Source organism: Neptuniibacter halophilus (assembly GCF_030295765.1).
Lineage (GTDB): Bacteria > Pseudomonadota > Gammaproteobacteria > Pseudomonadales > Balneatricaceae > Neptuniibacter > Neptuniibacter halophilus.
In genome coordinates this window covers 421434-446786 of sequence record NZ_AP027292.1, presented here as the reverse complement: position 1 = coordinate 446786, position 25353 = coordinate 421434, and the positions used below count along the sequence as shown (strand labels likewise).

Here is a 25353-nt window from a genome sequence, read left to right as displayed (position 1 = left end):
CTGAATTTAAAATCGCAACCTACCTTGTGAGAAGAGACAGTATGAAACTCCAACTGAAAGATTCCGGCCTGCTGCGGACACAGGCATTTATCAATGGCGAATGGGTCGAAGGTGACGCAGGCGAGCGTTTTGACGTACTGAACCCGGCTACCGGTGAAGTGATCGCGGCGGTATCCAGCGTGGGTCAGGCAGAAACCGCCCGTGCGGTTGATCTGGCGGAAGCCGCGATGACAGAGTGGAAAAAGCTGACAGCGGCTCAGCGGGCGGAAATTCTGGAGCGCTGGCATGGTCTTATTCTGGAGAACAGTGATGATCTGGCTCAGATCATGACACTGGAGCAGGGTAAGCCACTGGCCGAATCCCGGGGTGAGGTAATGTACGGTGCGTCCTATCTGAAGTGGTTTGCAGAAGAGGGTAAGCGTATCTACGGTGATGTGCTGCCATCTCCGTCTGACCGCCGCAGTATTGTGATTAAGCAGCCTGTGGGTGTGGTTGCGGCGATCACCCCATGGAACTTCCCGAATGCCATGATTACCCGTAAAGCTGCGCCTGCGCTGGCGGCGGGTTGCGCGATTCTGCTTAAGCCTGCCGGCGAAACACCACTGTCTGCACTGGCGCTGGCTGAACTGGCAAACCGCGCCGGTGTACCTGCTGGGCTGTTCAACGTGCTGCCAAGTAACTCTTCATCCAAAGTCGGCGGTGAGATGACCTCTAACCCGAAAGTGAAGAAACTGACTTTCACCGGTTCCACCCCGATTGGCAAGCTGCTGATGAAACAGTGTGCTGACACGGTTAAACGTACTTCTATGGAGCTGGGCGGTAATGCGCCGGTCATCGTATTTGATGATGCGGATCTGGATCAGGCGGTACAGGGGGCTCTGGTCTCTAAATACCGTAACTCAGGCCAGACCTGTATCTGTGCAAACCGTCTGCTGGTGCAGGAGGGAATCTACGATCAGTTTGTTGAGAAGTTCTCCGCAGCGGTGAAAGATTTCAGACTGGGTCATGGCTTTGATGCCGATGCAACTCACGGCCCGGTGGTCTCTCAGAAGGCGCTGGCTGATATCGACGCGATTGTTAAGAACGCGGTCGAGCAGGGGGCCAATGTGGTGACCGGTGGTAAGCCTTCTGAACTGGGTAACTGCTTCTATGAACCGACCGTACTGACCGATGTGAATGACAAGATGAGCATCTTCGGTGAAGAGATCTTCGGCCCGGTAGCGCCGGTGTTCAGATTCAGCACGGAAGAGGAAGCGATCAGCATGGCCAACGATACAGAGTTCGGTCTGGCTGCTTATGTATACACTCAGAATCTGGGCCGGATCTGGCGCGTTTCTGAAGGGATCGAGTACGGTATGGTCGGCGTGAATGAAACCGCAATCAGTTCTGAAGTGATTCCGTTCGGTGGCGTGAAAGAGTCCGGTCAGGGCCGCGAAGGCTCTAAGTACGGTCTCGATGATTATCTGGAAACAAAGTACATCTGTCTGGGTGGCATCTGACCCTTTCAGGAATCGATAGACTGGCTCTCGGGCACCCATTGGGTGCCCTTTTTTTGCTGAAAAACCCTTAAACGAATCAACAAGCTGATACTTGATGTGAAGCGCTCACCCTTTGAAGGTATCGGGAATCCTGAACCCCTGAGGGAATATCTGGCCGGGTTCTGGTCTCGTCGAGTCGATGACACCAACCGGCTGGTTTATACGGTGGATGACAGGGCTATCTCGATTATCTCCTGTCGCTATCATTATTAGTTCAGGCGCCGGGTCTCAGTGATCAGTTTCCTTTAGCAACTGAATAAACGCATCCGCCAGAGGCGAGGTGTGTGGATTGACCACGATCGACAGGCGGCGGTCGAGGTTGAGTTCCGATTCGAGCAGGCATAATCTGCCGTTGCTGACCTCTTCTGCAATCGCCAGTTGCGACAGGCAGCCCACGCCCAGTCCTGCTTTTACCATCTGTTTAATCGCTTCCTGCCGGTTCAGACAGAGGCTCTGTCCGATACTGCCCCCGGCGTGCTGCAGGGCCTGATCGAATACCGCGCGCGTACCCGAACCCGGCTCCCGCAAAATCCAGCGATACGCCTGCATCTGCTGCAGACTGATCTTCCCGTTGTCAGCCAGTGGGTGTGCAGGGTGGCAGAACAGTGCCAGTTGATCTTCCAGCCAGGGGATCAGGCGTTGGCGGGGCGGAGTGGAGGGGCCTTCAATCAGCCCGATCTGGACCTGTCCGCGATCCAGTCGGTTGATAACTTCCTGTGTATTGCAGATCTCAATCTCGGGGATGACCTCCGGGTGTCTTTGCAGAAACTGTTCACACAGTGCAGGCAGCAGGTAGCAGGCGATGGTCACGCTGGCCGCTATCCGCAGGGTGCCACTGATCTGCTCTCGGTTGGGCTGCTCGATGGTTTGCAGTATGCCCAGCATCTGTCTTATCCGGGGTAACAGCTCCATGCCCGCATCCGTTAACTGTAACTCCCGCCCGAGCCGCTGAAACAGGGGGTAACCAAGTGATTGCTCCAGTTCTCGCAATGACTGGCTTGCGGCAGACTGGCTCAGTGCCTGTTCATCGGCAGCCAGCGTCAGACGCCCGAGGCGGGCAGTGGCTTCAAAGATACGTAGTTGTCGGATCGAGAGTGACATTGTTCGGTTTTTCTTAAGTTTTATATTAAATATATCCATTATACTTATGCTTGGTTTGCGCTGACAATCTCTCCACCTGTTAACTGGAGAGTGCCATGAACCGTCTGTTTACCCTGCCATTGATCGCTGTTGCTGCTATCCAGCTATCTCAGATTGACGGGTTCAGCCATGCCGGGCTGGGCGCCCTGCCACTGGCTATTCTTCTGGGGATGCTGGTCGGGCATTGGGAGAGGGGGAGTAGCAGTGAGCGGGAGCTGGCGTTTACCCGATTCTGTCAGCAACGCTGTTTGCGTGCGGGTATTATTCTCCTTGGTCTGAGCGTCAGTTTTCAGCAGATCGCAGCGCTGGGCTGGATGACACTGCTGTTGAACGGTTTAATGGTGAGCCTGATTATCGGCAGTGGTCTGCTGATCGGTTGTCGCCTGTTAGGGTTGCCCCGGGATCTGGTGCTGTTGATCTCCTCCGGCAGTGCCATCTGTGGTGCTGCCGCAGTATTGGCCACCAATGCCAGCCTGAAGGCGCGGCAGCAACACGTGACTATGGCCATTGCGACGGTGGTGTTGTTTGGTACTCTGGCGATGTTCAGTTACCCGCTTCTTTTTCCGCTTAGCGGGATGAGCGATAGCGCCTACGGTGTTTATATCGGCAGCACGGTACATGAAGTCGCTCAGGCGGTGGCTGCAGGTCAGTCGATCAGTCCGGCGGTGCAGGATAATGCGCTGATCAGTAAGTTGATCCGGGTGTTGCTGCTGGCGCCCTTCATTCTCTTGCTGGGTAGCTGGCTGAACTGGCGTGAAGCGGTGGCGGCGGGCTCAAAACCTGCGCTGGTGGTGCCCTGGTTTGTCTTCGGTTTTGTTGCCCTGGTTGGCGTTAATTCTGTGTGGGATATCCCTGCTGACCTGAAACAGACATGTCTGGAATTGGGCGGATTTGGTCTTACTCTGGCGATGGCTGCGCTGGGCTGTCAGACCCGGATCACACTCCTGCGTGAACTGGGCCCTAAGCCTCTGCTGCTGGCCCTGAGCCTTTTTGTCATTCTGCTGAGCGCGGGTTACGCGCTGAATCGGCTGTTTATCGGCTAGAGCCAGCGTTTCCAGTAGAACACTGCCATCAGCAGGGCCGTGATCAGGCCGCACAGCGCGACGACCAGCCAGAAGGCATCGCTACTTTCCACACCCGGCATACCGCCGACGTTGATCCCCAACAGGCCGGTAAAGAAGCCCAATGGCAGGAAAATAGCGGCAACGATGGTGAGTACATAGGCGCGGCGGTTCATCTGTTCTGCCACGGTGCTGGCCAGCTCTTCCTGAGCCATGCCGGCCCGCTCTCTGACGGTATCGATATCTTCGATGTGCCGTATCTGGCGGTCGGCGATGCTGCGCAGGCGCAGTCGGGTCATTTCATCGAGCCAGCTCACCGGCTCGCTGATCAGGCGGTTGATCGCCTCCCTCTGCGGCGCAATATAGCGGCGAATGCTGATGCTTTGCTGGCGCAGCCGGAGCAGGGTTGAGCGCATCTCGCGGGGTGCGGCGGTAAAGAGTTGCTCTTCTGTGTCTGACAGGGATTCTTCCAGACCATCCACGGTATCGCTCATTCGCCATATAATCCGGTCGATCCACTCGGTCAGCAACTCCGGAATCTGTTTCGGACCGGACTGGTCGCGCAAGGTGTTGAGCATATCTTCGGTGGAGAGCAGGGCGCGGCGCCGGGTGCTGATCAGCCGCTGGCCGTCACACCAGATTCGTAATGACACCATATCTTCCGGGTCTGATCCGGGATTGAGGTTGACCCCGCGCAGGACCAGCAGCAGGTGATCGGCCCGCTTCAGTACATGGGGCCGGCTGTCATCACTGAACAGCCCATCCAGGGCGATTTCGTTGAGCTGAAAATTTTCCTGTAACCACTCTCTGGCACCGGTAGCGGTATAATCGAAGTGCAGCCAGAGGTGTTCCGGCGCATTCTTCAGGTTAAGCGAAGCCGGATCGGAAGGTGCGGTAGCCCCCCCGTTTCCATCCAGGCAGAGTGAATGCAGCAGACCGGGAACCGGCTGTTGGTTTTGAGTTGTCGTTTGCATCTGATTGTCCCTAATACCCAGTATCAGGCTGGCAAGGTTGAATACCTGTGCGCGAATGGTCGCCTAATCCGACAGATAATATTCCACAGTGGAGACAACACGCACTCTTTTTATGTGCGGGGTATTCCGATCCCGGTTGCTGATACTGAACTGCCCCTGTGAGGCGCGCTTGATCTTGCCCAGTTTACTGTCAGAATCCGTGGCAAATTTCTCGGCCACCTCCCGTGCTTGTCGTGTTGCCTCTTCAACCATCTCCGGTTTGACCTCATTAAGCCGGGTAAAAAGATACTCGGTCTGGGCCTGATAATCTCCTCCGGTAAAGACGATGCCTTCGCGGCCAAGTGAGGAGAGTTTTTTCATCACATTGCGTACTACCTCAATATTGGTTGAGTAGACGGTGACGGTCTGCAGGGCGCTGTAACGGAATTCGGGCCGGCTGTTACTGCCGTAGGTCTGGGCTGATTTATCGGTAATCGCAGGAGAGGCGATACTGATCTCATCCGGGTGGATGCCGTTCAGAAGCAGGAAACTGCGGATCTTATCGGTATGGCTCTCAAGGGAGGTATAGAGCGTGTCGAGCTGGTTGGCGGCGGCTGAAAACTGAATCGGCCAGAGCGCAATATCCGCCTTATATTCACGTTCAGATAAGCCTTTTACAGTGACGCTGCGCTCAAACTGTTTGTAGCGGATGGCGGCATCGCCAAGCAGATAGCCCAGCGCGGTGAGGCCTGACAGGATCGACAGCCCTAAGATAATCGCCAGTGGAGTAACTGATCTCTGCATTTTGATAATCCTTTAGTGGGTAAGGGCTGAGTGGTTAATGGGGGAGTATTCTGGTGACGATACTCTGTATCTTTCCTGAATAGTGTTGATCGCTGATTAACAGAGGGGAACGGTGCGGGTATTAAAAAGCCGGAGTGATCCGGCTTTGTAAACTGACCTCATGCGAGAGCGGATCAGGCTTTCGCATTCACCTTCTGCTGCGCTTCGGATTTGATCTGGCGCTTGATCCAGGCGTCGACATTCGGGAACTGTTTGAAGTCATAGCCAACCAGCTTAGCCCAGGAAAGAATAGTCGCACCGTGGATATCCGCCACGCTGAGGCTGTCGCCGGCGACAAACTCACGTCCTTCCAGGTGGCTGTTGAGGATGGGCAGGTGCTTATCCAGTTCAGCCTGAGCACGCAGGATAATCGCTTCATCGCGCAACTCTTCAGGCACGAATTTGTTCTGGATAAACAGATCCAGCGCAAACAGTTCCAACTGGTTGCTGACAAACAGTGACCAGCGATAGATATCCGCGCGGCCTTCAGGTCTGTTGCTCCACAGTTGGCCATTCCCGTATTTGTCGACCAGATAGAACAGAATCGCCTGAGTTTCCCACAGAACCAGATCGCCATCGACCAGAGTCGGTACTTTGCCGTTCGGGTTCATTGCAAGATAATCATCCTGCTTGATCTCTTTACCTTTCGGCAGGTGCGGGATGTATTCATATTCCAGGCCCAGTGTTTCCAGAACACACATCACCATGCTGGCGCGGGAATAAACGCTACCGTAAACCTTAATCATCCTGACCTCGTACTTAATATGTTAATTATAGTCCGCCCCGGGCTCTGCCGGGGCTGTGTATGACGCTAACCTATGTGATTCATAGTGGCTTAGCAAGCCCCGTTTACTTCACGCCCATCGCTTCCATCAGAAACAGGGTGGCGATCCCGACCAGTAGCATCAGCAGACTATAAGGTAGCTGGTTGCGCAGAATAGCCCGGCTGGTGCAGCCGTAACGGGCGCGCAGAATCATATTGGTACCGCTGAATACGCTGCTGAACATCGACAGAGCAGTGGCGTAAATAAAAGCCACACCCATAATCGTCGGAGTGGTGGTGACATCGGCCAGCAGCCCGGCAAAGATCGCTACCACGGCGAGCTGGTTAATGCCGAGAGAGGCAATCAGCAATACCGCGACCAGACAGAAAGAGGCAACCAGTGCATTGGTTTCGGTAAATGGCAGGCTGATCAGGCCAACCCCGATACAGGCCTTTACCCCGGCAGCCAGCAACCCGGCACAGAGAAACAGAGAAATTTCGGTACGGCTTTCGCTGAGCCGCTCAAAAATTTGCTGATGCAGGGTGTGTCCGGCTTCACGAATACCGCTTTGTCTGGCGACAACCAGCAACGGCACACTGACGGCGACGATTGAAACCAGAATCACCGTGGAGGTGCCCGGAAACAGCCAGGCCAGCAGCAGTACACAACCGATCAGCAGCATGGGTAGGTGCAGCGTGGCCAGCTTCATCGGATAACCCTGATAGTTTTCAAAGCGGCTCCGGTAGCGGAACCGGGCTTCCAGCAGGGTGAATAGAATGCCGCTTATCGCCAGCGGAACAGAGTAGGGATAAATATTACTGATTTTCGCGCCCGGCACCTGCTCCAGTACCAGTGGCGTAATACTCAGAAACGGTGACCAGAGCACCGAAAAGCTGAAGCCGCGGGCAAGAATGCTCTGGGAGAGGCGATCAACCGTCCCCTTACGTTTCAACTGATCGCCAACTACCGGCAGAGCCGAGAAGTTGGCCACGGCAGAAAACAGATGCATCCCCAGCAGGGTGCTCAGGTAGCTTTTAAAGCCTTTGCTGCTGCTACCGGCCTGAGGTTTGATCGCCAGCCCGATAAAGCTGATCGCAGTGAGCAGCATCGCCAGCTTCAGGTGTTCATCCAGCAACCCGATGAGTGTGGCATCAGATCCGAAAGCCCAGGCCAGCATGGAGAACAGCATCCCGGCTACGCCCAGTACCAGTATCAGTGGTCGCTGCTTCGGGTTCAGTCTGGGCGCTTCGATCGCAACATAGAGCCAGCCGAGCAGTGTTGCCGGTGCCAGCAGCGCCGGATAGAGGGTCTGACTGAGCAGGGCGAAGGCCCACATCAGGAACAGAACCGGGCCGGATAGCTTGCCGCCCGGCCATACGGTGACTACTTTTTCAGTCAGTGTATTTTTTAGCATTCAGTGCTCAAAGCTCATCATTTAGTTGTAAACAGGATAACGGAAAAATTTGGGGCTGGAAATTGATTAATATATTAAGTATATTGTAGTTAACATGTTACTTATGTTTCCCGCATGAGTAAAAAGATTCAGGTGTAGCGGTGATCCCAGCGCACCCAGATACAGCAACGAGGATGTTTATGTTAACGCCGGAACAGATCAAAAACGCAGCAGATCGTCTATATAAAGCTGAAAAAGAGCGCCAGCAGATTCCTGCACTGACGCTGGAATACAGCGATATGACCATGGATGACTCCTACAAGATCCAGAAAGCCTGGGTTGATCGCAAGATCGAAGAGGGTGCTTCTGTTAAAGGGTACAAGATCGGCCTGACGTCCCGTGCTATGCAGATGGCCGTGAACATTGATCAGCCGGACTACGGTGTGCTGCTGGACGATATGTTCTTCGACGACGGTGCCGAGATCAAGGCTTCTGACTTCCTTGATCCGCGCATTGAGGTGGAACTGGCGTTTGTCCTGAAGGATCGCCTGGAAGGTGAAAACATCACCATCTTTGATGTACTGAATGCCACCGATTACGTGATTCCGGCGATTGAGCTGATCGCGGCGCGCTGTCACCGAACCGACCCGGAAACCGGCTACACCCGTAAAGTGCTGGATACCATCGCGGATAACGCAGCGAATGCCGGCATCATTCTGGGAGGGCGTCCGGTGAAACCGATGGATATCGATATGCGCTGGGCGGGTGCCCTGTTGTACCTCAATGGCCAGATCGAAGAGACCGGTATCGCCGCGGGCGTACTGGGTAATCCGGCCAACGGTATCTGCTGGGTATGTAAGCGTTTTGCGCCACACGGCGTTGCGCTGGAACCGGGTCAGGTGATTTTGTCCGGCTCCTTTACCCGTCCGGTGCCGGTTAAAGCCGGTGATACGGTACACGCAGATTACGGCCCGCTGGGCGGCATCTCTGTGAAGTTCGTTTAATCAGATCCTGAGAGAGAGTGGTTATGGAACTCCCGGTTAACAAATTTAAGCAGGCACTGCAGGGCGATCAGCCACTGTGGGGCCTCTGGCTCGGTCTGCCGGATGCAAGCTGTGCGGAGATTCTCGCAGGCTCTGGCTTTGACTGGCTGCTGATCGACAGTGAGCACGCACCGTTTGAGCTGGATTCTACGATGCGTCATCTGCAGGCGATTGCACCTTACGGTGTGCCGGCCATTGTCCGCCCTGAAGAGGGACGAACCGCACTGCTCAAGCGTCTGCTGGATATTGGCGCGCAGACCCTGCTGGTACCGATGTGTGATACCGCAGAGCAGGCCCGTGAACTGGTCGCTGCGGTGAAGTACCCGCCACAGGGCATTCGTGGGCTCGGCAGTTCGCTGGCGCGTGCGGCGAACTGGAACCGGATTCCCGGTTACTTGCAGAAGGCCAATGATGAGATCTGTCTGATTGTGCAGGCAGAAACGGTTACGGCTATGGAAAATCTGGCGGAGATTGCCGCAGTTGAGGGGGTCGATGGTGTGTTTATCGGCCCGTCTGATCTGTCTGCGTCTATGGGCCATATCGGCAATCCGGATCACCCGGAAGTGGTGGCAGCGATCGAGAACGGTCTGCAGGTTATCAATGATGCCGGTAAGGCGGCTGGCCTGCTGTGCATCAACCCGGCCAAAGCGCACAACTATGTAGACAAGGGTGCCAAATTTGTCGGCATCGGTGTGGATACCCTGTTGCTGAGCAACGCGGCTAAGCAACTGGCAGACAGTTTTAAATCCGGTGAGAACAAAGCAGACGCTGCGGGCTCAAGCGGATATTAATTTCAGGTAGAGAATGATGACAAACAATCCAATCGTAAAAGGTAAGCTGGTCTGTGTTGCACTGAACGATGCTGAACAGTTCGAGGCCATGCAGGCTGAGTTTAATGAAGCGCCGTATAAAAGTGCACCGACCCAGCCGGTTCTGTATTTCAAACCTCACAACACCTGGAGCACCGAAGGTGCTGAGGTGGAGTGGGCTGCGGATGCCGAAAGCATGGTGGTGGGCGCGTCTCTGGCCGTTGTTTTCGGTAAAGAGTGCTGCCGTGTCAGTCAGGAAGAAGCGCTGGATTACGTCGGCGGCTATACCCTGGTACATGACTTCTCCCTGCCGGAAAAAAGCTACTACCGCCCGGATATCAAAGGTAAGTGCCTGGACGGCAGTGCCCCGATCGGTGCAGACGTAGTTGCCGCTGCAAATGTAGCTGACCCACAGGCGCTGAGCGTAGTGACCAAAGTGAATGGTGAAGTGGTGAATGAGATGCCACTGAGCCGTACTGTACGTGGTGTTGCTGAACTGATCAGCACGATCTCCTACATCATGACTCTGCAGCCGGGCGATGTGATCGCCGTTGCCTTCCCGGGCCAGCGCGCGCCGGTGAACAAAGGCGATAAGGTGACATCTGAAATTGCTGGCGTGGTCAGCCTGAACAACCAGTTGGGTCAATAAGGGGAGCTTAAACATGAAACACGCACGCGTACTTTTTAACGGCTCCGAACTGGATGTAACCGTAGAAGATAACGGCCAGTTGAAATCCAAAACAGACGGCCAGCTAATCAATGAAGCGGATGTCACCTGGCTTTGCCCGGTAGAGAATCCGGGAACGATCTTTGCGCTGGGACTGAACTATGCCGATCACGCCCGTGAGCTGGCATTTGAACCACCTAAAGAGCCACTGGTATTCCTTAAAGGTACCAACACCCTGACCGGTCACAAGCAGAACGCTTACCGTCCGGACAACATTGAATTCCAGCACTATGAGTGTGAACTGGTTGCAGTGATTGGTAAGGAAGGTAAGAACATCTCCCGTGAAGATGCGATGGATTACATCGCCGGTTACACCGTATGTAACGACTTTGCGATCCGCGACTATCTGGAAAACTACTACCGTCCTAACCTGCGGGTTAAGAGCCGTGATTCCCTGCTGCCGATCGGTCCCTATGTGATCGATAAAGACGATGTGGGTGATATCTCCGATCTGCGTGTAACCACACACGTGAACGGTGAACTGACACAGGAAGGCACCACTAAAGACATCATCTTCGATGTGCCGTTCCTGGTGGAATACCTGAGCAAGATCATGACCCTGAAACCGGGCGATATGATTGCAACCGGAACGCCGGAAGGTCTGAAAGATATGCAGCCGGGTGACAAAGTGGTCTGCGAGATCGAGAAGATTGGTGCACTGGAAACCTACATCGTTTCCGAGCAGGAATTCTACGGCGACAAATATTAATTCATAGAGACCGGCGGTCCTGAACTGCCGGTGATCTGAGCCCGTTTATGACCGGAACCGGCCCGTCAACAGAAGGCCTCCGGTCCTGAGAGTGGAGAAAACAGATGAGCGAACAACTGCAAGAAAACATCGCGAAAGCGGAAGGTTATCTGGCGCGTTTCAAAGAGAACACCCTGGGTCACTACATCAACGGTGAATGGACACTGGGCAGCAAAGGCGAAACCTTCGATAACACCACGCCTTTCGACCAGAGCTATCTGGGCAAAGTGGTTGCGGCTACCGAAGAAGACGTCAACGCCGCTTGTGAAGCGGCGGCTGCGGCGGCTGAAGCCTGGGCAGCTACACCGGGTGCTGAGCGTCGTAAGATCCTGCACCGTCTGGGTGATGAGCTGGAAAAACGGGCTGAAGAGATCGCCATGGTTGAATCCATGGACTGCGGTCAGGCGATCCGTTTCATGCGTCAGGCTGCGGTACGTGGTGCGGCTAACTTTCGCTTCTTTGCCGATCAGGCACCGGAAGCGCGTAATGGATTGTCCCTGCATCAGGCGGAACACACCAACTACACCGTGCGTAACCCGATCGGACCGGTGGCTGTGATTACGCCATGGAATACCCCGTTCATGCTTTCCACCTGGAAGATCGCGCCGGCACTGGCTTCCGGTTGCACCGTGGTACACAAGCCTGCAGAACTGAGTCCGCTGACAGCGTCTATTCTGGCGGAGTGTGCCGAAGCGGCAGGTCTGCCAAAAGGTGTCTGGAACATGGTCAACGGCTTTGGCTCCGTTGCCGGTAAAACCCTGACCGAACACCCGGCCATTAAAGCGGTTGCGCTGGTCGGTGATTCTGCAACCGGTAAGCTGATTCAGGCACAGACCGCTCAGACTCTGAAGCGTCTGCATCTGGAACTGGGTGGTAAAAACCCGGTGATCGTATTTGACGATGCGGATTTCGACCGTGCTCTGGATGCGGTTGTGTTCATGATCTACAGCCTTAACGGCCAGCGCTGCACCAGCTCCAGCCGTCTGCTTATTCAGAGCGGTATTAAGGACAAGTTCCTGAGCGCACTGAAAGAGCGTGTTGCGAACATCAAAGTGGGTCACCCACTGGATCCGGCTACCGAAGTAGGCCCACTGGTACACAGTGGTCACTATGACAAGGTCACCAGCTACTTCGATATCGCTAAAGAAGACGGTGCCACCATTGCGGTAGGTGGCAAGTCTCTGCGTGATGAGATGGGGCCGGGCAACTGGGTGACACCGACCCTGTTCACCGATGCTAAAAACAGCATGCGTATCGCTCAGGAAGAGATCTTCGGCCCGGTGCTGACCGCGATCGAGTTCGAAACCGAAGAGGAAGCGATCAAACTGGCCAACGAAACTGTTTACGGTCTGGCGGGTTACATCTGGACCAGCAATACCGGCCGTGCCATGCGTATGGCGGACAAAGTGGAAGCGGGCATGCTCTGGGTTAACTCCGAGAACAACCGTAACCTGCCATCACCGTTCGGTGGTGTGAAGATGTCCGGTATTGGCCGTGACGGTGGTGACTGGAGCTTCGACTTCTACATGGAAACTAAAAACGTGTGTATCGCTCACGATACACACCGTATTCCGGTGCTGGGTCGTTAATCAGACGACACTGTCTTAAGGCGAGTGTTCGACGTGCAGCCGTGGTTTATCGCGTTTGGGTAAACCACGGCTGCTGCTCCGAACCGATAGTTAACAAGGAGATTCTGCGTGCCCCATTTCATAATGGAATACTCGGCCAATCTGGATGACGACCTGGATATTCCGGCGTTGTTTGAAAAGCTGAATGAAACCGCGATCGCCACCGGGGTGTTCCCGATTGGCGGAATCCGCACCCGGGCGATTCGCTGCGAGCACTACCGCATAGGCGAGGGTGATCCGGACAATACTTTTATTCATCTGACCGCCAAGGTGGGCTCAGGGCGTGAACCTGAGGTGCTGAAAGCCGCTTCAGATAAAGTGTTTGAAACCTTTACCGAGTGTCTGGAACCGGTTTTTCAACGTCGTTATATGAGTATCGGCTTTGAGATGATCGAACTGCACCCGGAGCGTAATTACCGAAAAAATAATATTCACGAAAAGATCGCAAAGCTGCAGCAGGGCGGCTGAAGCAGAGCGCTGCGGACTGACGATTAGTTCTGAATAAAGTGTTACATTTTTTAATTCAGAGTCTAAGCTGAAGGTATCGCATAAAAGGGTAATTGGGCAGAGTTCTTGTGCGGTTGCAGCAAATTTAAAGGCTGTAAACTTAGTGTAAGAATTAAAGTGATACGTAAATGGTATGATTGCTGTTTTTAAAAGTATCAGGATATAATGCCAAGGATGTTTGTTTCGTGGCCTGACTGGTCAGGGAACCTGCGGACGGGTCCTGCAGAGCACTGACAGGGTTTGTTCACAAGTTCTTTAGATATTGCTGCTTAATATCTTGATTGGACGGGCACAGTGGTCACTATGCGGCGTAAGACTGCAGGTAACACTGACATGCGGGAATGAACGGGTTAAATAAACCTTAAATAAAATATGGTTATTTGATCTATAGTTAATATATTTAGCATTTAATAATAAAAACGGTTAAATAGAGGAAACAATAATGAATCTAAAGAAAGTTCTTGCTATTGGATTATTCATGGGCGTTGCAGGTCAGGCCGCTGCTGAAACGACCCTGCGTGTAGCCAGTTGGTTGCCGCCAACTCATCCTCAGAATGCTGTTGTATGGCCAACCTGGTCAAAGTGGGTAGAAGAAGCCACTGAAGGCCGGGTCAAGGTGGCTATTGAATATGGTATGGGCCACCCGAAAACCATGTACGAACTGGTAGAAGATGGCGTAGTTGATGCCTCTTTCAGCTACCACGGTTACGTACCTGGCCGTTTTAAACTGACTCAGGCGGTTGAACAGCCACTGCTGGGTGCCAGCGCAGAAGCCGCTTCTGTAGCGCACTGGCGCATCCACCAGAAATACTTTGCCAAAGCTAACGAACATGATGGTCTGGAAGTGATCGGTCTGTTCACACATGGTCCGGGTCAGATCCACATGGCTGAGCCAATCAGCTCGCTGTCTGAACTGAGCGGTAAGAAGATCCGTCTGGGCGGTGGTGTTCAGGGTGAGATCGGTCATCGTCTGGGTGTAACCGCGGTTGGCGCACCGGCGCCTAAAGTTTACGAGATGATGCAGCAGGGCGTTATCGATGGTGTATTCATCCCGATGGGCGAGCAGAAGTCTCTGCGCCTGAAAGAGGTTGCACGTAACGTGATCATGCTGCCGGGCGGCATGTACATGGGCAGCTTCGCAATGTTCATGAACCCTGAATTCCTGGAAGATCTGGATCCGAAAGATCGTGAAGCGATCATGTCTGTATCCGGTGAAAAACTGTCTGCGATGGCAGGCCGTGCATGGGATGCGGGCGATGCTGAAGGTGTTGAAGCTGCTAAAGAAGCGGGCGTGAACATCACTATGGTTAAAGCGGGCGATCCGCTGGCAGAGGAATTTGTAGCCATCACTAAGGGCATGGATGAAGCCTTCCTGGAGTCAGTGTCTGACCGTGGCGTAGACGCCAAGGCTGCTCTGGCTGAACTGCGTGAGATAGCGCGTAGCTACAAGTAAGTTACGGCTGTTTCAAAGATTTAGTTAGGAGTCTTCTATGACTTTGAGTGCCTGGATTTCAGCGCACTACGAAGAAAAAGGGCCAGTCGCCTGGCTGGCCTTTTTTCTTGAGTTGATTGCGGCATTAACCCTTTTCTTCCTGATGGCACTAACCTGTGCCGACGTATTTGGTCGGTACTTTCTGGGGAATGCTGTCGATGGTGCAACCGAACTGACCGAGATGGGGATTGCGATTCTGGTCTTTGCTGAGTTACCTGTGGTGACCTGGCGCGGTGGTCATGTGGTGGTGGATATTCTGGATAAAGCGCTGGGCAACCGTGTTATTAAAGCCCTGGGTCTGGTATCGGCGTTTCTGATGTCGACCTCGCTGTACTTTCTGGCCGTTCGTATTTACGAGCTGGCGGAACGTTCCATTCGCCGCGAAGAGGTAACGGAGTACCTGCAGATGCCGGTCGGCTATATCGTGGAGTATATCGCCATTATGAGCTGGGTCACCGCGGGCGCGATGATCACCTACGGTGTCTACCGACTGCTGTTTGTGTCGCGTGACTGATCCGCGACCTGAATCAATTCAACAGGTATTTTCAGAATGATTACTGCATTAACGGGCTTTGCGATCCTGCTGCTGATTATCGTTGTGGTCCGGGTACCGATCGCCTTTGCGATGGGCCTGGTCGGCTTCTTCGGTTTCGCATACATGCAGGGCCTCAGTTTCGACAACTTCATGGACTTCCGCTGGAATGGCGCGTTGTCGATGGCGTCCAAACGTGTCATCGATACGGCGCAGGAGTACAGCCTGTCCGTGATTCCCCTGTTTATCCTGATGGGTAACCTGGTGACAAAATCCGGTTTATCACAGGAACTTTACCGCGCTTCTAATGCGTTTCTGGGACACCGTAAAGGTGGCCTCTCGATGGCGACCGTCGTGGCCTGTGGTGGTTTTTCGGCGATCTGTGGTTCAAGTCTGGCAACCTCGGCGACTATGGCTAAAGTGGCGATGCCACCGATGCGTAAGTACGGCTACTCCGATTCTCTGGCCACCGCGTCTATTGCTGCCGGTGGTACTCTGGGTATCCTGATTCCGCCGAGCGTGATTCTGGTGATCTACGGTCTGCTGACCGAAACCAGTATCCGTGAGCTGTTTGCGGCGGGCTTTATTCCCGGCTTCCTCGGTATTCTGCTCTATCTGGCGGCGGTACGTTACGTGGTCTGGCGTGATCCTGAAGCGGGCCCCTGTGGTGAGAAGCTGGACTGGTCTGAGCGCCTGAAAGCGCTGAACGGTGTCTGGGGTGTATTGATCCTGTTCACCATCGTAATGGGCGGTATCTATCTGGGTATCTTCACCCCGACTGAAGCGGCGGGTATCGGTGCCGGTGGTGCGTTCTTTATCGCACTGGCGCGCAAGAGCCTGACCTGGGGCAGCCTGTTCGATATCCTCACCGACACTGCGCGTACCACCACCATGCTGTTTGGTGTAGTGATTGGTGCGCTGATCTTCTCGAACTTCATCAACCGTGCCGGACTGCCCGCGGATCTGCTGGCTTTTGTTAACGGGCTGGAAGTATCACCGATGGTGGTGATTCTGGTTATTCTCGGCATCTATATCGTTCTTGGGATGGTGTTTGAGAGTCTGTCGATGCTGCTGCTGACCGTACCGATCTTCTTCCCGCTGGTGGATAGTCTGGGCTTTGATCTGGTCTGGTTCGGTATTGTTGTGGTGGTTGTGACTGAGATCAGTCTGATTACACCGCCGGTGGGGATGAACGTGTTCGTGCTCAGTGCCGTATTACGCGATGTGAAAGCCTCCACCATCTTCAAGGGCGTTACCCCTTTCTGGTGTGCTGACATTGTTCGTCTGGCGCTGATTACCCTGCTTCCGGCGATCTCGCTGTTCCTGCCGGAACTGCTCTACCGAAGCTGATGAACAGGGCGGGCGATACAGCCCGCCCTGACTGTATATTCGTGACCTTGAGAGGTGAAGAATGATACCTGGCGTAAAAAAAATCCTGTACGCATCTGACATTGAAAAGGGCTCCCGGCCAGCTTTCCGCGCAGCGGTGAGCCTGTGCGGTCATTACAATGCGCAGATCACTTACCTGCATGTGCTGGAAAACCAGCATCAGGATGATATGGCGCTGCAGACCCTGCTCAAAGAGGATGGGATGCGCGAGATGTATGAGCAGAGCCTGGTTAACCTGAAAGACAAACTGGAAGCGCGTATCGACAAGTTCTTCCAGGAAGAGGTTGAAGAGCTGGATATGCTTAAGGCGGAGCAGGTCAGCTCCGTCATCCGTGAGGGCAAGCCCTGGAAAGTGATCGTTGATGTGGCTGAAGAGCTGGATGCTGACGTGATCGTGATGGGAACCCGACCACATTCCGGTCTGGGCCAGATGCTGATGGGCTCAACCGCTACCAAAGTGATGCAGAACACTAAACGGCCCGTACTGATTGTACCCCTGAAAAAATAAGCTGCGCATGACCTGCTCCGGCAGGTGATGGTTAAAAAGTCGATTATTTGGCTGACAGTTTCCTGTCAGCCTTTTTTTTGCCGGTTATCTCAGGCAGTTAATCTCATCTGCCGTCAGTAGACGGCTTTCGCCGGGCTTGAGTGCCGGGTCCAGTTGCAGGGCACCGATCGCTGTCCGGTGTATCCGGGTGACAGGATTACGAAATCTGCCAAACATCCGCTTGATCTGGTGGTAACGCCCTTCGGTAAGGGTAATCTCGGCTTCATATTCCCCGGTCTGGTGCAGCAGCGCAGGCTGGGTTTTGATATCTTCAAACGGAAAATAGAACCCTGCCGCGAACGCTGCGGCATACTCTGCGGTAATCGGGTTAGCAACCCGAACCTGATACTGCTTGCTGACTTTCTTCCCGGCAGCAGTGATACCACTGGACCAGCCCCCGTCGTTTGTCAGCAGAAGCAGCCCGGTGGAGTTCAGATCCAGACGTCCGGCAATGTGCAGGTGTGCAAACTCGGCCGGAAGCAGATCAAGCACCGTGCGGTGTTTATCATCCCGGGTCGCACTGACGGTATTCAGGGGTTTGTTGAGCATCAGATAGATCGGCTGATTATCCTGCAGCAACTGGTCATCCAGTTGAACCCGGCAGAACTGGCCAATCACCTGACTGATCTTATCGGCGGGTTGGTCATTGACCCGTATCCTGCCCTGCGCGATCAGCAGCCTCACCTCTGATCGGGAGAAAGGGCTGTGCTGCGAAATAAAGCGGTCGAGGCGGGATTTGTGTGATGGCATACGGCGTTTCGCTGGCTTCAGCTTGTCAGTAGCAGTTTTATTGAGAGCACCAGTGTGACCGTTACAATCAGCGGTTTGATCAGACGGGTGCCTTTACTCAGTACCAGTTTCGCGCCCAGCCGGCCACCGATCAACTGGCCCAGTGCCATAACCATTCCGGCCATCCAGACAATATGCCCGCCAAAAGCGAAAAACAGCAGGGAAGCGAGGTTAGAGGTGAAATTAAGCACCTTGGTATGGGCCGTGGCTTTGGCCATGCCATAGCCTGCCAGCGCGACGTAGGCCAGTGTGAAAAAGGTGCCGGTACCCGGGCCGAAAAAACCGTCGTAGAAGCCGACGCTGCTGCCGATCAGCAGACCGAAGCCGGTGCTGCCGATACGCTGCTTTTTCTCCTCATCACTGATGCTGGGTGAAAACATAAAGTACAGCGCGATACTGATCAGCAGAACGGGCATCAGGGTTGCGAGAAAGCCGGCATCCAGTTGCTGGATCAGAATCGTACCCGCCACAGCACCAAGGAAGGTGCAGAGAATCGGAATCCGCATCTGTTGCAGATCGACCATCCGTTTTTTCACAAAATACCGGGCGGCACTGAAGGTGCCGAAACTTCCCTGAAGCTTGTTGGTTGCCAGCGCTTCCACCGGGCTGAGGCCGCAGGCCAGCAATACCGGCAGGGCAATCATACCGCCACCGCCGGCGATGGCATCGATCAGGCCTGCGGCAAAACCGGTTAACAGCAGTATAAGAACAACAGTGAGTTCAAGTTCCATATGAGGTCTTCGGTAATCAGGCAGCCTGGTTGGCCGGGGAGGTCAGTGACCAGTCTACGGCGTGGGCGGCGAGCAGGTTGGTTGCATCCACGCCCCGGTGCTGCAGATCAGCCCGGGTCTGGCTTAATGCCAGGGGAATTTCGGTGCAGCCGAGAATAACACGTTGCGCGCCGCTGTCCAGCATCTGCTGAAATGCCTCTTCCAGCAGTAAGGAACCGGTTTCCGTATGACCTGATTTAACGGCGTAGATCCCCTGCATAATCTGTTGCTGTAATGCGGCTGTGGGAAGCTGAGTTTCGATCCCTCTGGCAGCCAGTCTTGGTGGATAGAAGCCGGCCTTGAGCGTACCGTCGGTGGCCATCAGACCGACGTTGCAGACCTGCTCCTGCTGCAGATAGTCGGCACAGATATCGGCCATATGAAAGATGGGCACCGGACACTGCCTGACCAGTTCAGGGTGCCAGTAGTGGGCGGTGTTACAGGGGATGGCGATCCCGTCGGCCCCCCCTGAGACCAGCACATTTATTCCCTTCAGCAGCGCATCGAGCGGGGATTCGCCGGACTGCAGCAGGCAGGCACTTCGATCCGGTATCTGCGGCACGGCATGTACTAAAAGCGGGATATGCTCCTGATCACGGCGGGCGGGTGTCAGCCGGATCAGTTTAGCGATGAAGTCTACGGTAGCCATAGGGCCCATTCCGCCGAGTATGCCCAGAGTTTTTGTCATTGCTTACCTCCTTTCTAAGTCAGTGGACTGTAAGAGGGGGAAACCTTCCCGGCCAATGCCGTTTACGGAAGGGCTATACTTTTTTTGCATTGTTGTTTTTTGTGTCTGTAAAACAACGAGTTATTTGTTCTGCGTGGGTTATGCGTTTTATGCATGAGGGATGCAATTGCGGTATACGGTAAAGATTTGCAGGAAGCCGGGGCGGATCAGGGGGTACACTTCATATCTGACTGATCACTCAGTTACAGAGTCAGGTGATGCGGATACAGGGCGTTATGAATATTGAAACCAAGTGGCTGGAAGATTTTCTCTCTCTGGCGCAAAGTCAGAGCTTCTCCCGTTCAGCGGCTGAGCGCCATCTGACTCAGCCGGCTTTCAGTCGCCGGATACAGGCGCTGGAGGCAGCCGTGGGCTGTGCTCTGGTAGACCGTCGTTGTATGCCGGTTGAATTAACCGCTGAGGGACGCCTGTTTCAGGAAAGTGCCAGTAACCTCCTGCAGCAGTTGGAAAGCTGTATCCGTCATATGCACTCACTCGGTAACGGGGGGGCTCAGGTGATCGATTTTGCGGTTTCACATGCGCTCTCTCTGTCGCTGTTTCCGCAGTTTTTGCAATCGGTTAAAACGGAACTCAGCAGCCTGACCGCACGCCAGATGGTGGCGAATGCAGATGATTGTGTTCAGGCCCTGAAGAATGGGGTGTGCGAGTTTCTGCTGGCGTTTGAAGATCTGAGCCTTGAGGAGCCGGGCTTTACCAAGCTGCTGTTGCAGCATGAGCGGCTGGTACCTGTCTGCCGGGCCGATACACAGGGCGAGCCGCTCTTTAATCTGGACAGCAACAGGCAGCAGAAAATTCCTCTGCTGGGTTACACCGGGGGGATCTATCTGGGACGTTGCCTGCAGCAACTGCTGGAGCGGAGGCCGCGCTCCATCGTACTGGAAACGGTTTTTGAATCATCTCTGGCAGACAGTCTCAAAGGGATGGCTCTGCAGGGGCTGGGTGTGGCCTGGGTACCGGCTTTCTCGGTCAAGGAGGAGCTGGCTCAGGAGGCATTGGTGATCTGCGGCAGCGACCTTTGGCAGGCCCCTCTGAATATCTGTATCTATCGACAGCAACGGGGGCTTTCCGTCATGGCAGAACAGTTCTGGGAGCTGATGCTTCAGCGCCGGCAGACTGCGGGAATGTCTGATGCATAAACCTCTGCTGAAGCTGCTCTGCGGTGCTGTTATCGGTTGGTTGTTGTCTGCTTCGGTCGCGGCTGCGGAGAAAATTCGTGTCGGCGGGGATCATAACTATCCGCCTTATGAATTTATTAATGAAGATGGCCAGCCTGATGGTTACAACACTGAGCTGACGCTGGCGATTGCTGAAGTGATGGGGATGGAGGTCGAAATTGAGCTGGGTCACTGGGATCTGATGCGCAATCGTCTGGAACAGGGAGAACTCGATACCCTGCAGGGGATGATCTATTCCGAACAGCGCAGTCACCAGTATGACTTCTCACCGGCCCACGCGCTGATTCATCAGTCGATCTTCGCCCGCAAGGGCACGCCCAGGGTTGAATCACTGGATGAACTGGCCGGGCATGAGGTGATCGTGCAGCAGGGCGGCATTATGCACGACTACCTGCTGAAAAACAGGGGCGGGGCAACCCTGATACTGGTTGATACCCATGCGTCAGCATTGCGGCTGCTGGCCTCCGGGCAGCATGATTATGCGTTGGTCGCTAACCTGCCGGGTCTCTATCTGGGGCGCGAGCTCGAACTGTCCAATATTGTGCCTGTAGGCAAACCGTTCGGCGCTCAGTCCTATGGTTATTCCGTGCTGAAGGGCAATACTGAACTGCTGGCTCAGTTCAGCGAGGGGCTGGCGATTCTGAAAAATACCGGCCGGCAGCAGGCGATCTATGACAAATGGCTGGGGCCGCTGGAGCAGAGCGGGTTGCCGTGGAACAAGATCGGTCAGGTCACCCTCTGGGCCAGTTTGCTGCTGCTGTTAGTGCTGGGTGGAATCATGTTCTGGAACCGGATGCTGACCCGCGAAGTCAGCCGCCGGACCGAGGAGCTGAAACTGCAGCAACAACAACTGATTCAGGCCGATAAGATGACCTCGCTGGGGATTCTGGTTTCAGGGGTAGCCCATGAGATCAACAACCCGAGTAGTTTGTTACTGCTGAATCTTCCGGTGTTTCGCGAGGTATATCAGGATGCGGAGGAGATTCTTGAAGCGCACTATCAGACGCATGGGGATTTTTATCTGGGAGGGCTGCCCTACAGCCGGATGCGCGATGAGATTCCGCCGATGCTGGAAGATATGCTCAGTGGTACCCAGCGGATTCGTCGCATCGTTGATGACCTGCGAGATTTTGCCCGCCAGAGCCCGTCTGATCTGAGTGAGCAGGTCGACCTGAATGAAGTGGTGGCGACCGCCATCAGGCTGGTGGACAACACCATTCGTCACAGCAGTGATCACTTTAGTGTGGAGTATGCCAGAAACCTGCCACTGTTTTGTGGTAATGCCCAGCGCATTGAACAGGTGGTTATTAACCTGATCGTCAACGCCTGTCAGTCGCTGGAATCTTCCGAACAGGCGATACGGGTAAAAACCCTGCGTGATGATCAGGGGCGGCTCTGCCTTGAGGTCAGCGATGAGGGGCGCGGAATTGAGGCGGAAAATCTGGCCCGGCTCAGTGATCCTTTCTTTACCACCCGGCGTGAAGAGGGCGGGACCGGTCTCGGGCTCTCCGTATCCAACAGTATTGTGCAGGAACATGGAGGTGAACTCCGTTATGATTCGGCCCCCGGCGAAGGCACCCGGGTGCGACTTACTCTTAAACCGATTCAGACAGGCAGTAGTTGATGAACACCAATCTATACCCACAGTTCGGCATTTTACTGGTGGATGATGAAGCCTCGTTTCTGCGCAGCATGAGCATTGTGCTGGAGCGGCGTGGCTACAATCATCTTTACCGTTGTCAGGACAGTAGAGAGGCGATGGCGCTGATCGCGCGGGAGCCGATTGGACTGGTACTGCTGGATCTGACCATGCCGCACATCTCCGGTGAGGAGTTGCTGCAACAAATCGTCAGTGACTATCCGGATCTGGGGGTGATCGTTCTCAGTGGCCTTAATCAGCTCGAAACTGCAGTCCACTGCATTCGCCTCGGGGCTTACGATTACTTTGTGAAAACCACGGAAGAGGGGCGGCTGATCGAAGGGGTCCGGCGAGCGGTTCGGATGCAGGAGATGCGTCTGGAAAATCAGGAGCTGCGCCGCCGTTTTCTCAGCGACACACTGGAGCATCCGGCGGTATTTGACGGCATTATCACTCAGGATAAGTCGATGCGCTCGGTGTTTCAGTATCTGGAATCGATCGCCAGCAGCAATCAGCCGGTGCTGATCAGTGGTGAAAGCGGTGTCGGTAAGGAACTGATCGCCAGAGCGGTACATCGCTTAAGTGGCCGCTCCGGTGAGCTGGTCACTGTTAATGTGGCGGGTCTGGATGACACGGTGTTTGCAGACACACTGTTTGGGCATCATCGCGGTGCCTTTACCGGCGCGGATAAAGCGCGCGCCGGGATGATAGAGCAGGCGGCCGGTGGCACTCTGTTTCTGGATGAGATTGGCGATCTGAGTCTCAGTTCACAGGTAAAGCTGCTGCGGCTGCTGCAGGAAGGGGAGTATTACCCGCTGGGTAGCGACCGGCCGAAACGTATTCAGGCGCGCGTGGTGGTGGCAACCCATCAGGATCTGGAGAAGAAGCAGCTCAGTGGTGAGTTTCGTAAGGATCTGTTCTATCGTCTGCGCATTCATCAGGTGGAGATTCCGCCACTGCGTAAGCGTAAATCTGATCTGGGCTTACTGCTGGAGTATTTCCTCAGTGAAGCCGCGGAGGAGATGGGTAAAGCTAAACCCACCCTGCCTAAAGAGCTGCCGCTTCTGCTGGAGCATTATGATTTTCCGGGTAATGTCCGCGAACTCCGGGCACTGGCGTTTGAGGCGATCAGTCAGCATCGGGGCGGGATTCTGTCTATGGATATTTTTCGCCGTCTGCTGGGGAGTGAATCCGCGCTGAGTGTCGGGCCAGATGAACCGGGTGAAGCCGTCAGTTTTCATCCTGAACAGCCGCTCCCGTCACTGCAGGAGATGGGTGACCTGCTGGTGGAGGAGGCGATGCGTCGCGCTCAGGGAAACCAGTCACTGGCTTCCCGCTTGATCGGCATCTCCCAGCCAGCTTTGAGTAAACGGCTGAAGAAGAAGCGCCCGGACTCCCTCTGAGTCCGGAAAAAAGCCTATAACCTGAGTTTGGACTATAACTTTGTGATAGGCCCTAACTGTATGTTTTTTAAGTACTTTCATTATCGTTAATTTTTTCTATTCCTTTGGTTATACCCTTCTGTTTGGCTCCCTGACTTCGGTTTCCATATTGAATATCTATATATAACAATAAGTTAGGATTTGTTTTGCCAGGTTGGCACTGGCGTTGCTCTTGTTAAGGCTAATGACACGATGCTGTCACTGGCAAAACAAGAATAACGAGGATGATGCAATGGCAAACGATCTGCAGGTGAATACGCAGAACGCAGGGCGCTTTGAAAAAGATCTGCTGGGTGAAGCCCGGGTACCCGCAGAAGCTTATTACGGTATTCAGACCCAACGGGCCTGTGCCAATTTTGATCTGAGCGGGGTACGCCTGTACCACTTTCCGGCGCTGATCAAAGCGATGGCGATGGTCAAACTGGCCTGCGCCCGTGCCAATCGCAGCCTCGACCTGCTGGATGAGGACCGAGCGCTGGCGATTGAAGCCGCGGTTAATGAGATTTTGCAGGGGCAATATCACCGCGAATTTGTGGTCGATATGATTCAGGGTGGGGCGGGCACCTCCACGAACATGAACGCCAATGAGGTCATTGCCAATATCGCGCTGGAAAAGCTGGGCTTTGCAAAGGGCGAGTATGCTGAGCTGCACCCGAACAATCACGTCAACATGTCCCAGTCTACCAACGATGCCTATCCAACCGCTGTGCGTCTGTCGATTCTGCTGAAACACGGAGATCTGGTGCACTCGCTGGCTTCCCTGCGGGATGCCTTCGCCGCCAAGGCTGAAGAGTTCAGGGATATTATCAAGATGGGCCGGACCCAGTTGCAGGATGCCGTGCCCATGACGCTGGGGCAGGAGTTCCAGTCCTTCGCCACCACGCTGGGTGAAGATATTGAACGTATTGCCGGACTTTCTGAGCTGCTGAAAGAGATCAATCTGGGCGGCACCGCGATCGGTACCGGCATCAACACCGATCCGGAATACGCCCGTCTGGCGGTGAATAACCTGTCTGAGATCAGTGGCTTTGAATTTAAACGAGCGACCGATCTGGTCGAAGCCAGCTCCGATATGGGGGCCTTCGTCCTGTTCTCCTCCATGCTGAAACGGCTGGCGGTAAAGCTGTCGAAAATTTCCAACGACCTGCGCATGCTCAGCATGGGGCCACGCTGCGGCCTGAATGAGATCAATCTGCCGCCGCAGCAGCCGGGCAGTTCGATTATGCCGGGCAAAATCAATCCGGTGATTCCGGAAGCGGTTAATCAGGTGGCCTATCAGGTGATCGGGAACGATATGGCCGTCACCATGGCCGCAGAGGCAGGGCAGTTGCAGCTCAACGCGATGGAGCCGCTGATCGCTTACAACGTACTGGAATCGATCCGCATGCTGACTCAGTCCATGGATATGCTGAAAAACCGCTGTGTCCGCGACATTACCGCTAACCGCGAACGCTGTCAGGAACTGGTTGATCAGAGCATCGGCATTATCACCGCCGTGGTGCCTTACATCGGTTATGAAAACTCCAGCCGGATCGCCAAGGAAGCACTGGCTTCCGGGCGCGGAGTGCTGGAGCTGATCCGCGATGAGCAATTGATGAGCGAAGAGGATCTGCAACGGGTACTGAGCCCGGCTTACATGATCCGGCCGCAACGCCGCCAGAATAAAAACTAAATCC

At 54.5% G+C, this 25353-nt stretch carries 24 protein-coding genes and 1 pseudogene; 17 read left to right on the top strand and 8 right to left on the bottom strand.

The window, feature by feature from the left end; all coding sequences use genetic code 11:
- The first annotated feature begins 41 nt into the window (after positions 1 to 41).
- Positions 42 to 1499 (top strand): NAD-dependent succinate-semialdehyde dehydrogenase, encoded by a 1458-nt coding sequence (locus QUD59_RS02120; protein ID WP_286239278.1) that lies wholly within the window; start codon positions 42 to 44, stop codon positions 1497 to 1499.
- Between the two features lie 60 nt (positions 1500 to 1559).
- Positions 1560 to 1751 (top strand): annotated as a pseudogene (locus tag QUD59_RS02115) (Txe/YoeB family addiction module toxin); the annotation flags it as partial.
- A gap of 15 nt (positions 1752 to 1766) precedes the next feature.
- Here the strand turns inward: QUD59_RS02115 and QUD59_RS02110 are convergent.
- Entirely contained in the window at positions 1767 to 2639 is an 873-nt protein-coding gene (locus QUD59_RS02110) for a LysR family transcriptional regulator (RefSeq protein WP_286239277.1), read from the bottom strand.
- A 95-nt stretch (positions 2640 to 2734) separates the two neighbouring features.
- Here QUD59_RS02110 and QUD59_RS02105 point away from each other — a divergent pair, with 95 nt between their 5' ends.
- A complete protein-coding gene (locus QUD59_RS02105; RefSeq protein ID WP_286239276.1) occupies positions 2735 to 3721 on the top strand; it encodes a YeiH family protein in 987 nt (328 codons plus the stop codon).
- Here the strand turns inward: QUD59_RS02105 and QUD59_RS02100 are convergent.
- The 4 genes from QUD59_RS02100 to QUD59_RS02085 form a co-directional block, all read right to left on the bottom strand.
- On the bottom strand, positions 3718 to 4713 hold the full coding sequence (locus QUD59_RS02100) for a zinc transporter ZntB (protein ID WP_286239275.1): 996 nt from the start codon (positions 4711 to 4713) through the stop codon (positions 3718 to 3720). The two genes, QUD59_RS02105 and QUD59_RS02100, sit on opposite strands and share 4 nt — an antisense overlap.
- A gap of 63 nt (positions 4714 to 4776) precedes the next feature.
- A complete protein-coding gene (locus QUD59_RS02095; RefSeq protein WP_286239274.1) occupies positions 4777 to 5496 on the bottom strand; it encodes an SIMPL domain-containing protein in 720 nt (239 codons plus the stop codon).
- 173 nt (positions 5497 to 5669) lie between these two features.
- Positions 5670 to 6281: a glutathione S-transferase family protein gene (locus QUD59_RS02090; protein WP_286239273.1), complete on the bottom strand. Its 612-nt coding sequence runs from the start codon at positions 6279 to 6281 to the stop codon at positions 5670 to 5672.
- Between the two features lie 103 nt (positions 6282 to 6384).
- On the bottom strand, positions 6385 to 7713 hold the full coding sequence (locus tag QUD59_RS02085; RefSeq protein ID WP_286239272.1) for a hypothetical protein: 1329 nt from the start codon (positions 7711 to 7713) through the stop codon (positions 6385 to 6387).
- Between the two features lie 179 nt (positions 7714 to 7892).
- Here QUD59_RS02085 and hpaH point away from each other — a divergent pair, with 179 nt between their 5' ends.
- The 10 genes from hpaH (at position 7893) to QUD59_RS02035 (ending at position 17075) form a co-directional block, all read left to right on the top strand.
- On the top strand, positions 7893 to 8696 hold the full coding sequence (gene hpaH, locus QUD59_RS02080; RefSeq protein ID WP_286240979.1) for a 2-oxo-hept-4-ene-1,7-dioate hydratase: 804 nt from the start codon (positions 7893 to 7895) through the stop codon (positions 8694 to 8696).
- A gap of 23 nt (positions 8697 to 8719) precedes the next feature.
- Positions 8720 to 9526, top strand: coding sequence for a 4-hydroxy-2-oxoheptanedioate aldolase (gene hpaI / locus QUD59_RS02075; protein ID WP_286239271.1), 807 nt, complete (start codon positions 8720 to 8722; stop codon positions 9524 to 9526).
- 16 nt (positions 9527 to 9542) lie between these two features.
- Positions 9543 to 10193, top strand: coding sequence for a fumarylacetoacetate hydrolase family protein (locus QUD59_RS02070; protein ID WP_286239270.1), 651 nt, complete (start codon positions 9543 to 9545; stop codon positions 10191 to 10193).
- 13 nt (positions 10194 to 10206) lie between these two features.
- Positions 10207 to 10980, top strand: a complete 774-nt coding sequence (locus tag QUD59_RS02065; RefSeq protein ID WP_286239269.1) for a fumarylacetoacetate hydrolase family protein — start codon at positions 10207 to 10209, stop codon at positions 10978 to 10980.
- Positions 10981 to 11084: 104 nt separating this feature from the next.
- Positions 11085 to 12608 carry a 5-carboxymethyl-2-hydroxymuconate semialdehyde dehydrogenase gene (gene hpaE, locus QUD59_RS02060; protein WP_286239268.1) on the top strand — a complete coding sequence of 508 codons (1524 nt, stop codon included), beginning with the start codon at positions 11085 to 11087 and terminating at the stop codon, positions 12606 to 12608.
- Positions 12609 to 12716: 108 nt separating this feature from the next.
- Positions 12717 to 13115, top strand: coding sequence for a 5-carboxymethyl-2-hydroxymuconate Delta-isomerase (locus tag QUD59_RS02055; protein WP_286239267.1), 399 nt, complete (start codon positions 12717 to 12719; stop codon positions 13113 to 13115).
- Positions 13116 to 13596: 481 nt separating this feature from the next.
- Positions 13597 to 14607, top strand: coding sequence for a TRAP transporter substrate-binding protein (locus QUD59_RS02050; protein WP_286239266.1), 1011 nt, complete (start codon positions 13597 to 13599; stop codon positions 14605 to 14607).
- Positions 14608 to 14644: 37 nt separating this feature from the next.
- Complete coding sequence (locus QUD59_RS02045; RefSeq protein ID WP_286239265.1) at positions 14645 to 15160, top strand: TRAP transporter small permease; 516 nt, start codon at positions 14645 to 14647, stop codon at positions 15158 to 15160.
- A 36-nt stretch (positions 15161 to 15196) separates the two neighbouring features.
- The gene (locus tag QUD59_RS02040) at positions 15197 to 16528 is read left to right on the top strand and encodes a TRAP transporter large permease (protein ID WP_286239264.1); all 1332 of its coding nucleotides are present in this window, start codon (positions 15197 to 15199) and stop codon (positions 16526 to 16528) included.
- Between the two features lie 61 nt (positions 16529 to 16589).
- Positions 16590 to 17075 carry a universal stress protein gene (locus QUD59_RS02035; RefSeq protein ID WP_286239263.1) on the top strand — a complete coding sequence of 162 codons (486 nt, stop codon included), beginning with the start codon at positions 16590 to 16592 and terminating at the stop codon, positions 17073 to 17075.
- 84 nt (positions 17076 to 17159) lie between these two features.
- Here QUD59_RS02035 and QUD59_RS02030 read toward each other — a convergent pair whose 3' ends face one another.
- The 3 genes from QUD59_RS02030 to cuyB are packed head-to-tail and all read right to left on the bottom strand — an operon-like array spanning position 17160 to position 19361.
- Entirely contained in the window at positions 17160 to 17864 is a 705-nt protein-coding gene (locus QUD59_RS02030) for a pseudouridine synthase (RefSeq protein WP_286239262.1), read from the bottom strand.
- Positions 17865 to 17881: 17 nt separating this feature from the next.
- Positions 17882 to 18634 (bottom strand): TSUP family transporter, encoded by a 753-nt coding sequence (locus tag QUD59_RS02025; protein ID WP_286239261.1) that lies wholly within the window; start codon positions 18632 to 18634, stop codon positions 17882 to 17884.
- 16 nt (positions 18635 to 18650) lie between these two features.
- Positions 18651 to 19361 (bottom strand): cysteate racemase, encoded by a 711-nt coding sequence (gene cuyB / locus QUD59_RS02020; RefSeq protein WP_286239260.1) that lies wholly within the window; start codon positions 19359 to 19361, stop codon positions 18651 to 18653.
- Between the two features lie 275 nt (positions 19362 to 19636).
- On the opposite strand from cuyB, the gene QUD59_RS02015 reads away from it, so the two are divergent.
- From QUD59_RS02015 to QUD59_RS02000, 4 genes are all read left to right on the top strand, one after another.
- A complete protein-coding gene (locus QUD59_RS02015; protein ID WP_286239259.1) occupies positions 19637 to 20557 on the top strand; it encodes a LysR substrate-binding domain-containing protein in 921 nt (306 codons plus the stop codon).
- Complete coding sequence (locus QUD59_RS02010; protein ID WP_286239258.1) at positions 20550 to 22220, top strand: transporter substrate-binding domain-containing protein; 1671 nt, start codon at positions 20550 to 20552, stop codon at positions 22218 to 22220. Before QUD59_RS02015 ends, QUD59_RS02010 begins: the two co-directional genes overlap by 8 nt.
- A complete protein-coding gene (locus QUD59_RS02005; protein ID WP_286239257.1) occupies positions 22220 to 23638 on the top strand; it encodes a sigma-54-dependent transcriptional regulator in 1419 nt (472 codons plus the stop codon). The genes QUD59_RS02010 and QUD59_RS02005 overlap by 1 nt, the downstream gene beginning before the upstream one ends.
- A 271-nt stretch (positions 23639 to 23909) precedes the next feature.
- Positions 23910 to 25349 (top strand): aspartate ammonia-lyase, encoded by a 1440-nt coding sequence (locus QUD59_RS02000; RefSeq protein WP_286239256.1) that lies wholly within the window; start codon positions 23910 to 23912, stop codon positions 25347 to 25349.
- Positions 25350 to 25353: the final 4 nt, after the last annotated feature.